Source organism: Paenibacillus rubinfantis, assembly GCF_001486505.1.
GTDB lineage: Bacteria > Bacillota > Bacilli > Paenibacillales > Paenibacillaceae > Fontibacillus > Fontibacillus rubinfantis.
In genome coordinates this window covers 211,688-226,210 of sequence record NZ_LN909063.1, presented here as the reverse complement: position 1 = coordinate 226,210, position 14,523 = coordinate 211,688, and the positions used below count along the sequence as shown (strand labels likewise).

The window sequence follows — 14,523 nt, the reverse complement described above, 5'->3', positions numbered from 1 at the left end:
CGGTAATGCCCCATTCTATTCGGTTTTTCATATACAATTTGAGTCTAAGCCCCGGAAATGGCCAATTCTACTCGATTTTTCACATATAATCCGCCGCAAGTCTGCTGTAACGCCCCATTCTATTCGGTTTTTCATATACAATTTGAGTCTAAACCCCGGAAATGACCAATTCTACTCGATTTTTCATATATCATCCGCCGCAAGTCTGCGGTAACGCCCCATTTTATTCGGTTTTTCATATACAATTCGAGTCTAAGCCCCGGAAGTAGCCGATTCTACTCGATTTTTCATATATAATCCGCCGCTAATCTGCGATAACGCTCCATTCTATTCGGTTTTTCATATATATTTCGCCGCAAGTCTGCGGTAATACCCCATTCTATTCGGTTTTTCATATAGATTTCCTGTTCCGTTAGTCCAAAGCGCAAATTGTATATGATTTTTCATATAGAATGCTCCATACCCGCCGGTCTTTGGCACTTTGGCACTTACGCCTTTGTGTAACTTATATACTTATGTACTTACGCACTTACTCCCCCCTCCCTACCTCCACCCTTACCGTAAACGCATATCCCCCCCCCCACTTTGTACCTCCTGCACCATCTGCTAATCCCATGAATGAAATAGAAAATTCCCCCATGACATTCCCTACCAATTCATATAAAATATTAAAGTCAATTTAAAATATTTTTCGGCACGAAGCTTCGCAAGACGCATGTCGGGGAGTACCCCAAATCCGAAGGAGGAATGAACTTGAACAAACCTCGCAGTCCAAAATTCATCCTGATCGCATCCCTGTTGGCAGCTAGTCTGGCGGCCCTGCCGTTCTCGGCATCTGCGGCGGACGCAACCGGAGCGGCAACCGTCGAGCTCCGCATTATGGAGACGACCGACCTGCACGTGAACATCGTGAACTACGATTATTTTGCGGACAAGCCAACGGATGAGTACGGCCTGGCCAAGACCGCCACGCTGATCAAGCAAGCCCGCGCGGAAGCGAAAAACAGCTTGCTCATCGACAACGGCGACCTGATCCAGGGTAACCCGCTCGGCGATTACATCGCTACGGTGGACAAGCTCCAGGAAGGCGAGACCCATCCGGTCTACAAAGCGATGAATTTGCTCGGTTATGATGCCGGCAACTTCGGCAACCACGAGTTCAACTACGGCCTCGACTTCCTGAAGACTGCCGTCAAAGGCTCGGAGTTCCCTTACGTCAACGCCAACATCTATCTGGACGATAAGGACCAAGACCCTACGAACGACCAAAACGCCTTCACTCCGTATCTCATCCTCGACAAAGAGGTCACCGACAGCACAGGCGCGAAACACACGCTGAAGGTGGGAATCATCGGCTTCGTCCCGCCGCAGATTATGTCTTGGGACAAGGCGCATCTGGAAGGTAAGCTGATCACGAAGGATATCGTGGAAACGGCGAAGAAATTCGTGCCTCAGATGAAAAAAGAAGGCGCCGACCTCATCATCGCCGTACCGCATTCCGGCTTCGAGGACATCCCGCAAACGCCGCTGATGGAGAACTCCGTCCTCTACCTGAGCAAGGTGGAAGGCATCGACGCGATCCTGTTCGGCCACGCGCATAAAGTGTTCCCGGACGCCTCCTTCGAAGGCAAGACGGGCGTAGACCTCGCCAAAGGCACGATCAACGGCGTGCCGGCCGTCGAACCGGGATATTGGGGCAACAACCTGGGGATCATCGACCTTACGCTGGAGAAATTCGGCGAGACCTGGTCGGTGAAGAACTCCAAGGTCGAGGTAAAGCCGATTTACGATACCGTTAACAAAAAGCCGCTGGTGGACGCAGACGAAACGATTTGGGATGCCATCGAGAAAGACCATGAGGCTACCCTGGAGTACGTTCGCGGCCCGGTTGGCAAGACCAGCGCACCGATCAACAGCTGGTTCGCCCTAATTCAGGACGATCCTTCGATTCAAATCGTAACCAACGCGCAAAAATGGTACGTCGAGAAACACCTGCAAGGTACAGAGTACGAAGGCTTGCCTGTACTGTCGGCCGGAGCTCCGTTCAAAGCCGGTGGACGCCAAGGCGCAAACTACTATACAGACATTCCGGCTGGCGATATCGCCATTAAGAACGTTGCCGACCTCTACCTGTACTCCAATACGGTGAACGCCGTGCTGGTGACCGGCGCCGAGGTGAAGGAATGGCTCGAGTGGTCTGCCGGTCAGTTTAACCAAATCGATCCGTCCAAGACGGAAGCCCAAGAATTGGTGAACTATGACTTCCCAACCTATAACTTTGACGTGATCGACGGTGTGACGTATCAAATCGATGTGACACAGCCGGCCAAATACGACGCCAAAGGCGGCGTGTTGAACGAGAAATCCAGCCGGATCGTCAACCTGTCCTATAACGGCAAACCGATGGATCCCGCGCAAAAATTCGTCGTCGCCAGCAACAACTACCGCGCGTCATCCAGCAAGTTCGCGAACCCGGACGGCAAGCGGATCATCCTAGCGTCGCCGGACGAGAACCGCCAGGTCATCATCGACTACATCCGCGAAAACGGCACGATCAACCCAACCGCGGACGGCAACTGGTCGCTCGCTCCATTTGGTAAGGCCAACGTCACGTTCGAGACTTCGCCGGCCGCCAAGGAGACGGCAGCGAAAGCAGGCAACCTGAAGTACCTGGCCGACAACGCAGAAGGTTATGCGACCTTCCAGCTCAGCTCGGCGGCCGAATCGGCCAATCCGACGCCGAAGCCGATGCCAACACCGGCACCTGAACCTGCACCGACGCCAGTACCAACACCGACGCCAGCGCCTGAACCTGCACCGGTACCAGCTCCGGAGACGCCGAAGCCAACGGCTCCCGCTCCGGTTCCATCTGCTGAGAAGGACATCATTTACGTCGTGAAGAAAGGTGACACCCTGTACGACATCGCCTTAGAGCACGGCACAACGTGGCAAGTGCTGGCCAAATACAACAAGCTGACGAACCCGCACCTGATCCGGATCGGACAGAAGATTTTGATTCCGATGAAGTAACGGGCGGCTGCGACGCATCATGAAGAGAGCTGTCTCCGATGGTCATGAATGGACCTGGGAGGCAGCTCTTTTTTGTTGCTATTGGGGTGTATCATCGGAAGCCTTAACGTGAACGAAGCGGCTGCGATGCCAGCTCCGGGGGTAGCCGAAAGGAACCTCGAGGATTTCATAACGCAATTGGACGATCAGATCCCCAAATGGCAGAAACAGTACGGGGTCCCGGGCGTAGCCGTCGGCATCGTACACGATGGAGAACTCGCCTACCAACTGAATTACGGATACGCGGATCAAGACAAGGATCTTCCGGTCACAGACCAGACGGTGTTTCAAGCCGGGTCGATCTCCAAAAGCATAACCGCCTGGGGGATCTTGCATCTTGTCGATCAGGGCGTGCTGTCTTTGGACGATCCCGTCAACAAGCACCTGTCCGGTTGGCAACTCCAAGCGTCCGATGGCCTCGACCCGGATAAAGTCACGATCCGCCAACTGCTGAGCCATACCGCCGGATTGCCGGCGCATCGGGGGTACTTGGGGCTGGCTCCCGGGAAGCGGCTTCCCACGCTCGAGGAATCGTTGTCGGGAGAAGGAGGGTACAACAAACCCGTGACCCTCACCAATCCTCCCGGTGAACAAGCCGAATATTCCGGGGCAGGTTATACCCTGTTGCAGCTGGTGATCGAAGAAGCAACTGGACTTCCTTTTGCACGTTATATGGACGAAGAAGTGTTGAAGCCGCTCAAAATGGCGTCGAGCACGTTCCAGCAAGACACAGATATCCCCGAGATGGCCAAGACCTACGGCTATTTCGGTCAGGTGCTGCCGGATTACCGGTTCGCGGAGCAGGCTGCGGCCGGCCTAAGAACCAATGTGGCGGATCTGGTGAATGTCCTTCTGGCTAGTATGGGCCAGGGGGAGCGGAAGCCTTTAGGAGGGGGGCTGCTGCCTACCCCACTTATAAATGAGATGCAGACACCGGTACTGGGGGAGAACGGATTAGGCGTATTCGTGCGCAAGCTGCCGCAAAACCTAAGCTTGATTTACCACGATGGCAGCAACCGGGGGTGGCATTCTTTTTACGGCTGGATCCCGGCGTCCCGGGACGGCTTAGTTATCCTGACGAACAGCGAAAACGGAGTGGATCTCCGGCAAAACATCTACACCGCTTGGTTAAAATACGAAACCGGCGAATTTCCCGAGAGTTACTATGCGATCAAGCAGATGCGAGAAACGAACGACATGATCGCGATGGCCCTGGGGATTGCGTTAGGCGCATATGGGCTGGTGTTCATCTGGCGGCTTAGGGGAGGCCGGAGGGGTTTTATCGTCACCCATCCCAAAAAACCTTATATCCGGCTGGCGGTCCGCTCGCTATTGCTTCTGCTGACCGGTTCCGCGCTCCTTTGCGCGGGTTATGTGTGGAGCGTGCTGAGCCTCTATTCGGGCTATAAAACGATCTATCTTTGGGTGCTGGTGTGGCATGCCGCCCTCCTAATTACCGGGTGGTTCCCGAAGAAGCCGAAGCCGATAGCATGAAAAAAAGAGCAGCAGGAGTCGAAACTCCTGCTGCTCTTTTTGCGATCTTCACCGGCCTTACAACTTCACCGTCTTGTTCAGCTCGGCTTCCGTCTCCTTGCCGGTCAGTTGGGAGAACATGCGCTTGATCATTTTGACGAGATTGCCGGTTTCCCAGTATTCCGCCGCTTCGGCCTTCACTTTGATCAGGATCAGATTCGGGTCGTCGCTGGTGGTATGCAGGAATTTGGCATAGGCCGCATTCCAGAACTGATCGATCTTCGCCCGGTCGTTCACCACTTCCGCGGTTCCGCGTACCGACACGTAGGAGTCTCCCACGTACGATACGTTAACCTTCGGATGTTTCTTGAGCTGGTCAAATTTGTCCGTCTCCGTTTTGGTCAGGAACCAGAGATCCCCGTCGAATTCGACCTCCTGGGTTTTCATCGGACGCGACACCAGCCCTTCCTCCGTGACGGTCGTCAGCATGGCGATGTCGATCCCCTTGATTAATTTCCGAACCGTCTCCACGGCTTCCTGATGCGCCGCATGGTCGTTTGTCATGACTAGTTCACTCCATATAAGGTTGTTAGATTGAACGTTACTCCGTTAGGGTGAACCGCGGCGGGCAAAATTAACCATTCTAGGCGCGACTAGTGGAATAATGTTGTATTATGTACAACTTTTGATGCACCATTGGGGGCGGGAGGCCGAATTTTGTTGCAAAAAGTGCAGCATTTTGATCCCCAACCCACGGATTAAGCTTGTAATGTTGTACAAATTGCAACATTCCACCCTATCCGTCCCATTAGCGAGCTAAAATGCTGCATTTTATACAACATTTTTGAGCAAAAAAAGCCCACCCCCATAAGGGGCAGGCTTCATCATACATCCGCTTATTTCAGCGGTTTCCAAACCCAGTTTTCCACTTCCGGCAGGTCGTAACCTTCTTCGCGGATAAAGGCATGGTGCTTCTTCACCATCGCATCCATTTCGTCAGCGATCGCGGCGTATTGCTCGGCGTTCGGCAGGTTAAGCACCGCCTCTTTGACCAGGTCGAACCGGTCCATTTGGTTCACTACGCGCATATCGAACGGCGTTGTGATGTCGCCATTTTCGCGGTAGCCATGTACGTGCAGGTTATGGTTGTGGCGGTCGAAGAACAGATCTTTGATCAGGCCTTCATAGCCATGGAACGCGAACACGACCGGTTTGTCTTTGGTGAAAAACGCATCGAATTCCTCATCGGACAAACCGCGCGGATCCAGCTTCTGACTTCTCAGCTTCAACAGGTCGACAACGTTGATGTAGCGGATTTTCAGATCCGGCAATTTCTCATGCAAGATGCTGATCGCCGCCAAACTTTCCATCGTTGGCTCCGTGCCGGAAGAAGCGAATACGATATCCGGCTCGCCGCCTTTGTCAGTGCTGGCCCAATCGATAACTTTCAAGCCCTTTTCCACCAGTTCAGCCGCTTCATCCGCCGTAAACCATTGCGGGCGCGGGTGCTTGGACGAGACGATCAGGTTGATCTTCTGGCGATCGTTCAGAATCCGATCAAATACCGCCAGCAGCGTGTTGGCATCCGCCGGCAAATACTCGCGGATGAATTCCGGCTTCTTGTCGGCCAGATGGCCCAGCAAGCCTGGATCTTGGTGCGTATAGCCGTTGTGATCCTGCTGGAATACCGTGGACGTCGCCACGACGTTGAGGGACGGAATTTTTCCGCGCCAACCGTGATCCGTTGCTTTGCGCAGCCATTTGAAGTGCTGGGTGATCATCGAATCGACCACGCGCAGGAACGCTTCGTAGCTGGCGAAGAAGCCGTGGCGTCCGGTCAGTACGTAACCTTCCAGCAAGCCTTCCGCCTGATGCTCGGACAGCTGCGAATCGATGACGCGGCCGTAGGAAGCCAGGAACTCGTCGTTTGGCTCCTTCACGGCGTCCAGCCATTGGCGCTTAGTGACGTCAAACACCGGCCCAAGGCGGTTGGACATCGTTTCGTCCGGTCCGAAGATGCGGAAGTTCTTGTTCGCTTCGTTGAGCTCTACAACCTTGGCTACGTATTTGCCCAACACGGCCATATCCTGAGCGACGATTTTCCCCGGAACGGAGTTATCCAGCGCGTAGTCCCGGAAGTTTGGAAGACGCAGATCCTTCACCAGACGGCCGGCGTCGGTGACGGGATTTTTGCCCATACGGCGGTTGCCCTTCGGCAGGATTTCGGCGATTTCCTCTCTCAAGCGGCCGTTCTCGTAGAACAGCTCCTCCGGACGGTAGCTCTTCATCCATTCCAGTAATGCCGGAGCGTGCTGCATGTTCTTCTGATCCACCGGAATCGGCACCTGGTGGGCACGGAACGAATTTTCGTTGGGCACGCCTCCCCATTCCTTTGGTCCCGTCCAGCCTTTCGGGGAACGGAATACCAGCATCGGCCATACCGGACGCGTAGCGTCCCCGGTCTCGCGCGCATGCTTCTGGATGGTGTGGATTTTTTCGATAACCGTGTCAAGCGCCTTGGCCATCGCCGGATGCATCAACTCAGGGTCTTCACCTTCAACGAAAATCGGCTCCCAACCCATGCCCTTAAAGTAAGCGGTCATTTCCTCGTTCGTTTGACGGGACAGAATCGTTGGGTTGCTGATCTTAAATCCGTTTAAGTGCAGGATCGGCAACACGGCTCCATCCGTGATCGGGTTAATAAATCGGTTGGAGAACCAGGATGCCGCAAGCGGTCCAGTTTCGGCTTCCCCGTCGCCAACGACAACGGCCGAGATAAGGTTGGGATGATCCAGAATGGCACCCGCACCATGCGACAGCGAATACCCCAGTTCCCCGCCTTCATGAATCGACCCCGGCGTCTCCGGCGCCGCATGCGAAGCAACCCCACCCGGGAATGAAAACTGCTTAAACAGCTTCTTCATCCCTTGGAGATCCTGTGTGATCTCCGGGAAGATTTCCGTGTAGCTGCCGTCCAGGTAAGCGTTCGACACCATGACCTGACCGCCATGGCCCGGCCCCTCGATATAGAACATATCCAAATCATATTTGCAGATCACCCGGTTCAGGTGGGCGTAAATGAAGTTTTGCCCCGGAATCGTACCCCAGTGCCCGATTGGCTTCACCTTCACGTCCGATTCCTTCAACGGTTCCAGCAGCAGCGGGTTATCCTTCAGATACAATTGTCCAACCGAGATATAGTTCGTTGCGCGCCAATAAGCGTCCAGCTTGGCCAGATACGTTTTGGAGGAATAATCGACTTGCGACATCGTAAATGCCATTTCTTCCACTCCCTTTGTTTTCTCATTCCGATTCTGTTCGACACATCTATATTGTGAATAATTTCACCTATTTATATAATAGCGTCCTTTTTGAAAATTGATACGGTCCAATTATGTGAAATATTGAACATACTATGAAAATTGATCGGTCCACGGAATAAACAAAAAAAGGCCTCCTCGTTCCGTTTGGAAAGCGAGTCGGCCATATTCAAGGCTTTTGTTATTGCTTTTTCAAGTAAACCCAAATCGTTAGCGGAGCAAAAATGGCGATCATCAGCAAGCAAACTCCCAGCCCCGTAGCTAGCCCAAACGCACTTGCATTTCCGTGCAACAGTCCGCGTGTTAGCGTAACGGCAATGCTGATTGGGTTAATCTCCACAATGACCTGCAACCACCGGGGCATCGTCGCGGGGTCCACAAGCACGTTGCTGGCGAAAAGCAGGGGGTAGATCAGCATCATGCTGGTGCCTGATACCGTTTCCGCTTGCTTGGCCAAATTGCCGATGTACGCAAACACCCAACTGACGCTATAGGTGAACAGCAACACATACAGGGCAGCCAGCACAATTCCTCTAGCCCCGTCTTCCGGTCGGAAGCCAAGGTTCATTCCCACTAGGATGACCGAGACCAGCGCCAGCACGTACCGCACTCCATCCGCGAGGATGGCCCCAAACAGAGGGGCGGGTTGCCAAAACGGCATCGTGCGGAACCGGTGATACACCCCTTTGGAGATATCTGTACATATCGTTGAGCCGCTATACACCGTCATGGGAACAACCGTCACCAGGATGAAGCCTGGCAGCAAATACTGAATGTACTCGCTTAAGGAGCCGGCAATCGCCCCGCTAAACAGAAAGGTAAAAATAAACATCATGATCGCAGGCGACAACACCGCCTCAAAAACCAATCCCATCGCGTTGTTCCTGATATGATACAGCGTTCTTTTGATAAAGAGCGCCGTTGAGATTAAGGGTCCGGGACTTCTTCTCGGCTTGCTCGCGACAGCGAACTGAAGCTCACTCACAATACCACCTCTTTCTCCCCATTTGCCGTCAGGGCAAAGTAGACATCGTCGAGCGTGGGATCGTGGAGGGCGAAGTCTTCAAACCCAATCGATTGCTCCATGAAGGTGCCGATGATCGAATGGGCAAGCGCGGGCTCCTGCAACCTTACGCTTATGACCCGCTCTTCATAATCCGACTGGATGGGGAGTCCGTATTTGCTGAATAGCAGTTGACGGATTTTGGCCGATTCCGCTTTCGCCCCTTCCGACAACCGGATCGTCAGCTTCTTGCCACCGTTTGCCTCCTTCAGTTGCTCTGGGGTATCGACAGCGATGACACGTCCCTGCGTAATAAAACCAATGCGATCGGCCAATTGGTCCGCCTCTTCGAGATATTGCGTAGTTAACAGCACCGTTGTCCCTTGCTTCACTAGTTGCCGCACCGACTGCCACAACTCCAAGCGGCTTTGGGGATCAAGTCCGGTCGTCGGCTCATCCAGGAACATCACCTCCGGCTGAGAGAGCGTGCCAACCGCAAGATCCATGCGTCGGCGCATGCCTCCGGAATACGTGCTAACCGGGCGATGGCTGGCATCGGCCAGATGAAACGAGTCGAGCAGCTCCTCTGCGAGCCCGCGAGCCTCCTTACCGGAATAGCCGTGAAGCCCGGCGAACAGGAGCAGGTTCTGCCAGCCCGTCAGCGACTCGTCCAGCGCCGCATATTGCCCTGTGACGCTGATGCGCTCGCGTACCGCGGCCGCCTGCTTCACGACATCATACCCGCATACGCTGGCCGTGCCTCCATCCGGGCGCACCAGCGTCGTCAGCATATGAATCGTTGTCGACTTACCGGCACCGTTAGGTCCCAGCAAGGCGAATAACTCCCCTTGCCGGATCGTGAGATCTACTCCGCGCACAGCCTCGTGATGCTTAAACGTTTTGCGCAAACCTTGCGCTTCAATGGCGTAGGCCATCTTTTCGCCTCCTCCTTTGGCCATTAGGATAGAAATTCCCGTTGGTGTTCCGCAGCCCACTCGGTTAACGTACGTGCCGGGCAAAGGTTGGCCATAAACTCCGCTGGTTTGACCAGCGTCCATTGCATGCCGCTTGCCCGCAGCTTGTCCTCAACCGGGCCTTCTTCATCCCCCACCAGAACGTCAACACGCCCGACTTCGGCGGCCTCGGCCAACGCCACCATTTCCGGGTCGGTGTTTAAATCCGCGTTGGGTTCATCACTGGAGGTAATCAGGAAGATCTCCTTAACTCCCTGCAGCGCCTCCTGTAGCGTCTCCGGCTTCATCAGATCCCCGGTCACCATCTGCACGCCTTCCGGGCAGTTTAGCCGCAGCCCGTACCGGGTTGCGTGTGAGTGCCCTGACAGAGCCCCCTCGCTCCACCAATAGTTTCGTTACATGCTGCCCAACCGTCCCTGTCGCTCCCGTAACCAAAATCGTCGTCACGTTCCCTCTCCTCCTTGATATTTCGCATAATGTTGACGAATGGATTCGACATGGGCGATGACGGCATCCCGCAGCTCAGCCGGGGACACAATTTCAACGTCCGTTCCGTAGCTGACGATGATCGACAGTGCATAGTCCTTTTTGTAAAAGGTCGTCTTCACCTCGATCGATTCGGCCTGATAGGTGCATTCCCCCCGAAACTGCTCCAGCACCCTGAGGCGAACCGTTGGACTGAAGCGCAGATGGACCTGAATCCCTTGAACGTCCTCCGATTCATTTTCAGGCGGCTCATCCGGAATTTGCCGAGGCATATAAGCTTCCTCCAATACCTCCAGTGCGACGATCCGCGACACGCGGAAATACCTTTTCCCTCTGCGCAATCGACAATACGCCTCCAGATACCAAGCCCCTTTCTCCCACAGGAGATTCAGCGGCTCCACGCTGCGCTCGGATAAGGTATCGGATGCGCTGGTGTAGGTCAGCCGAACGACGCGAAACTGCCGGACCGCTCGAAACAGCGCCTGAACGTTCGCCCGTTCCTCCTCCGACGTACTGGCACTCCAAATGACCGCCTCTCGGTTGGCTTCATTCGCCAGATTCGGATTCAGGCTAACCAGTTTCCGCATGGCGGGCGTCACCGCATGGCCCATCGTTCCTTCCATCGCCTTCAATAACGTATAGATCACCGACAAATCCTCAACCGAGAAGTGTTGCCGCGTTAAGAAGAACCCGTTCATTAACTCAAACCCTCCGTCCGCGCCGGAGAAAGAGGCCACCGGGATGCCGGATTGATTAATCAGCTCCACATCGCGGTAGATGGTCCGTATCGATACTTCGAATTTCTCTGCCAGCTCCGCCGCAGTGACCCTTCTCTTGGCCATCAGTTCCAGCGTGATTCCAAGCAAACGATCTAGTCTCATGCAGGCACTCCCTTGGTCCGTAATGTTCGATGATCTATTTCTATCCTAAAAAAATAATCCTGACAACATCGTTGTCAGGATTAAATGGGCAGAGTCAAATTTTTGCTTCGGACTTACCGCTCCTGTACCGAAACAAACGTATTAAATTTCGAATATTTGTAGTGCAGACGCATATGGGAGAACTCAAACGGCGTGCCATTATCGAGGAAAAAGATCCCCTCCATAATGCTCACCGGCTCGTGCGGCGCCAAATGCAGCAGCTCCTGGTCCTGCGGATTGGACGGTTCAGCGAAGATCGACAGGAACGATTTGGTCACAGCCAGGTTCCGCGAGTCCTCCAAGTAGTTGAAAATCGAACCTTCGATGATCGTCTGGTTCAGGTCCTGCACGATTTTGATCGGGATGTACCCCGTTTCGATCATAAACGGCTCCTCGTCGAAGAGGCGAAGCCGGACGATTTTGTACACGAAGTCATGCGGCTCCAGGAACAAATCGCGCTGCAGCTCCTCCGTCGGCGGAATCACCTCGAAGCTCAGCACCTTCACCTTTGGCTTCTTCCCATGCATCTGGAAGTTGTCCGTGACCCCGAGATTGGAGCCTTCGTAGTTGAAGATGGACTCGTTTTTTATGTATAAGGGATTAATGAACGTGCCGGAACCGCGCTTCTTAAAAATAATCCCGTCATGCTCCATTTTCGTCAGCGCGCGCTTCACCGAACTTCGGCTCACCTGGTACGTTTCGCTCAGGCTGCGTTCATCCGGTAATCTCATATTGGCAAACTGACCGGAGAAGATCTTCTTCTTCAGGTCGTCGATGATTTGCTTATAGACCAATTGTGCCATGGGCTACCTCTCTTTCTTCTCTCATTCTACCCTTTTTTGGCGGAACGAGGAACTCCCTAATCCCGGTCTTGGGGAGGTGAGTTGAGAGATGTAAATGAAATTTCGAATTCATTTCGCCAGTTTCGCTAATTGGGGGGCATTAAGCATGAAATTTCATATAGATTTGGCCCTAAAGGGGCCGAAACCCGGGAATCTATATGAAAAATCGTATAAAATGTGAAATTCCAGTCGTTTACGGCGAATTCTATGCGAAAAATCGAGTTCATTCGAAAAAAGCCGCCGGGATCGAGCGATCCTGACGGCTTTACTTGAATCCGGGCTTGTTGTCGCACGTGCGATCCAACCCCTCCTGAGCTTGAGCTTGGCGGCTAACCTTACTGCGCCCCGCCCGTTAACCCGCGGACAAACGCCTCGAAGTTTGGCGCCAGACGGGTTACCTTCTTGCTCGCCTTCTCGACGTAAACCACCTCAGGCTCGCCGTCGTTGGCGGATTCGCGGTAATCGAGCATGACCACCCCTTGGTCAGACGGGGTGTCGCAAAGGATCACGCCAAATTCGGGATACCCCTCCCGCTCGATCGTCGCGCGGCTCCCGGCGGCCCCGCACAGCGAATGCGCCTTGTCGCGCCCGATGCCCATGAGACCCAGGATTTCGAGGGTCTCGCCGGATTCGCTGCGGAAATACCGGTAGCGCGGGATTCCGCCATTATGTACTTTCATCAGGTTCACGTAAAAAGCCGGTAACCGGAACACCAACGACTCCTCTACGGACTCGATCAGCGCCTCCGTTGGCGGTGCGGAGATGTACTTCTCCGCCGCAGGGTTGCCGTCCTCCCAGAAGCCCGCCGCATCGAAGTCGCCTTCGAAGGCGACCGAGGCCGCCGGGGACTGCCCCGCTTTCGCCGCTTCAGGTGCGGACGCCTCCGGTGCCGCTTCTGAGCCCGCAGACTCGGCAGCCTCGCTCTCGCCCTCGGCGGTTTTTTCCGCGATCCAACTCAGGAACTCCAGCGTATCCTCGTCCCCCGGCTCTAGCCGATCAGCGTTCTCAAACGCAGTCCGCGCCTCGTCGTACCGCTCCAAGTAGTAATACGCCAGGCCGATCCGGTAATGCCATAGCGGGTCGTCCTGTCCTTCCTCAGCAATGCTCAGAAACTGCTCAACCGCCTCGTCATACCGCTCCAAATTGTTGAGTGCCCGCCCCAAATGGCTGACGAGCTCATAGTCTCTTTCCTCCGCCGGCACGTCCATGACGGCTTGCACGATCTGTTCGTATTCATCTTCTTCATGCCACGTTTGCAGCTGTTCCAATAGCTCTTCTCTCATCGATTGGCCTCCCAAGCGCTTTGTCCATAAGCAAATTATACCACCCCCGGGACACGCATCACCAGCGAGGCTTATCGGGGGCGTGTGTTAACCCCCTTAGCTTCCCGCTAACCAAATCTCCGCCTCGGCTTGGCTGGCGAACACCCGGAACATATTACCCCGATTGGACTCGACGAGCAGTTCCTTCATCCGCCCTTGAATCAAGCTCCCGTTGGTGGTCACAATGGCAACCTGGAGCGAGAAGTTCACGAATTTTTGCAGAATTTCTCCGGCCAATCCGGTTCGCAGATTGAAAAAGTCCTCGGACAATGCCTCGGCATAAACGATGAGCCGAAGGGCATTGTGCTCCATGCACGCTTCATTGAAGCTATTGGCCTCCTTACCGGTGGCGATCGGCGGTTCGGCGGACGTGACGACGATGATGGTTTGGCTGTTTTTTTCCACGAGTTGATAGTTCATAGGTTAGTCTCCTTCCTTCATCGGATCGATCCCCAAATCTTCGCGAAGTTGGCGGATCCATTCCAGCTCGCTCCGGTATTGCATCAGAATCCGGCCATGGATTTGATCCCAAAGGTAAGTCTCCCGGGGCGTGCGACGCGGAGAAAACTCACCTCGGCGCAGCTTCTCCTTCTCCGCGGCGATCTGCAGCTCAATCTCATGCTCATACCCGGTAAGCAGAGCACTCAGCTCGCTGGGATCCAGCAAATCCGCCCAGGCGAGGCGCACCAGGAAGGTGCTTTTGAATTCCGGCAGCTCCGGCGGGGACAGCACCCACGCCTTCAGTTCTTCCCGCCCGGCATCCGTGATCGTATAAATTTTCTTCGATGGGGCGCTGTCTTGATGATGAACCTCGTTTGTCACCCAGCCCTTCTCCAGCAGCTCAACCAACGCCTTGTAAATTTGATTGTTGTTGCCCGACCAAGGCATAAACGGCGAATCCTGAATGATCTTCTTCAAGTCGTAACCGGTCAAAGACCGGGCACTCAGCATCCCTAATATTGCATAGTTGATCGACATCCGACTCACTCCCGTTTTCGTTAACATATGTTAATAATAACATAGGTTAACGAAAACACAATAGTTTGGATAGAGGGATGGGAGAGAAGTAACTGGGGGAGGTGAGGAAGTACGCAGGATTGGTGGCGCTGAGGGA

The 14,523-nt window shown here is 54.2% G+C and carries 13 protein-coding genes; 2 read left to right on the top strand and 11 right to left on the bottom strand.

The features are described from left to right. Nucleotides 1-747 precede the first annotated feature (747 nt). On the top strand, nucleotides 748-3,030 hold the full coding sequence (locus BN3277_RS06125) for a bifunctional 2',3'-cyclic-nucleotide 2'-phosphodiesterase/3'-nucleotidase (protein ID WP_059041398.1): 2,283 nt from the start codon (nucleotides 748-750) through the stop codon (nucleotides 3,028-3,030). 72 nt (nucleotides 3,031-3,102) lie between these two features. Then, entirely contained in the window at nucleotides 3,103-4,563 is a 1,461-nt protein-coding gene (locus BN3277_RS06120) for a serine hydrolase domain-containing protein (protein ID WP_232436345.1), read from the top strand. A gap of 57 nt (nucleotides 4,564-4,620) precedes the next feature. On the opposite strand, the gene BN3277_RS06115 is transcribed toward BN3277_RS06120, so the two are convergent. From BN3277_RS06115 to BN3277_RS25955, 11 genes are all read right to left on the bottom strand, one after another. Then, the gene (locus BN3277_RS06115; RefSeq protein ID WP_059041396.1) at nucleotides 4,621-5,106 is read right to left on the bottom strand and encodes a pyridoxamine 5'-phosphate oxidase family protein; all 486 of its coding nucleotides are present in this window, start codon (nucleotides 5,104-5,106) and stop codon (nucleotides 4,621-4,623) included. 332 nt (nucleotides 5,107-5,438) lie between these two features. Then, nucleotides 5,439-7,823 (bottom strand): phosphoketolase family protein, encoded by a 2,385-nt coding sequence (locus BN3277_RS06110; protein ID WP_082691343.1) that lies wholly within the window; start codon nucleotides 7,821-7,823, stop codon nucleotides 5,439-5,441. A gap of 220 nt (nucleotides 7,824-8,043) precedes the next feature. Next, nucleotides 8,044-8,847 (bottom strand): ABC transporter permease, encoded by an 804-nt coding sequence (locus BN3277_RS06105; protein ID WP_059041395.1) that lies wholly within the window; start codon nucleotides 8,845-8,847, stop codon nucleotides 8,044-8,046. Next, the gene (locus BN3277_RS06100; protein WP_059041394.1) at nucleotides 8,844-9,800 is read right to left on the bottom strand and encodes an ATP-binding cassette domain-containing protein; all 957 of its coding nucleotides are present in this window, start codon (nucleotides 9,798-9,800) and stop codon (nucleotides 8,844-8,846) included. The genes BN3277_RS06105 and BN3277_RS06100 overlap by 4 nt, the downstream gene beginning before the upstream one ends. Nucleotides 9,801-9,823: 23 nt before the next feature. After that, complete coding sequence (locus BN3277_RS25970; RefSeq protein ID WP_232436344.1) at nucleotides 9,824-10,144, bottom strand: Rossmann-fold NAD(P)-binding domain-containing protein; 321 nt, start codon at nucleotides 10,142-10,144, stop codon at nucleotides 9,824-9,826. Further along, entirely contained in the window at nucleotides 10,086-10,286 is a 201-nt protein-coding gene (locus BN3277_RS25965) for an NmrA family NAD(P)-binding protein (protein ID WP_449289967.1), read from the bottom strand. Before BN3277_RS25965 ends, BN3277_RS25970 begins: the two co-directional genes overlap by 59 nt. Beyond that, nucleotides 10,283-11,206: a helix-turn-helix transcriptional regulator gene (locus BN3277_RS06090; RefSeq protein WP_059041393.1), complete on the bottom strand. Its 924-nt coding sequence runs from the start codon at nucleotides 11,204-11,206 to the stop codon at nucleotides 10,283-10,285. The genes BN3277_RS25965 and BN3277_RS06090 overlap by 4 nt, the downstream gene beginning before the upstream one ends. Before the next feature lie 113 nt (nucleotides 11,207-11,319). Next, entirely contained in the window at nucleotides 11,320-12,048 is a 729-nt protein-coding gene (locus BN3277_RS06085) for a GntR family transcriptional regulator (RefSeq protein ID WP_059041392.1), read from the bottom strand. 374 nt (nucleotides 12,049-12,422) lie between these two features. Beyond that, a complete protein-coding gene (locus BN3277_RS06080) occupies nucleotides 12,423-13,370 on the bottom strand; it encodes an SMI1/KNR4 family protein (RefSeq protein WP_059041391.1) in 948 nt (315 codons plus the stop codon). Nucleotides 13,371-13,466: 96 nt separating this feature from the next. Next, nucleotides 13,467-13,829 carry a DUF4180 domain-containing protein gene (locus tag BN3277_RS25960; protein WP_059041390.1) on the bottom strand — a complete coding sequence of 121 codons (363 nt, stop codon included), beginning with the start codon at nucleotides 13,827-13,829 and terminating at the stop codon, nucleotides 13,467-13,469. 3 nt (nucleotides 13,830-13,832) lie between these two features. Then, on the bottom strand, nucleotides 13,833-14,387 hold the full coding sequence (locus BN3277_RS25955) for a PadR family transcriptional regulator (RefSeq protein ID WP_059041389.1): 555 nt from the start codon (nucleotides 14,385-14,387) through the stop codon (nucleotides 13,833-13,835). Nucleotides 14,388-14,523 lie beyond the last annotated feature (136 nt).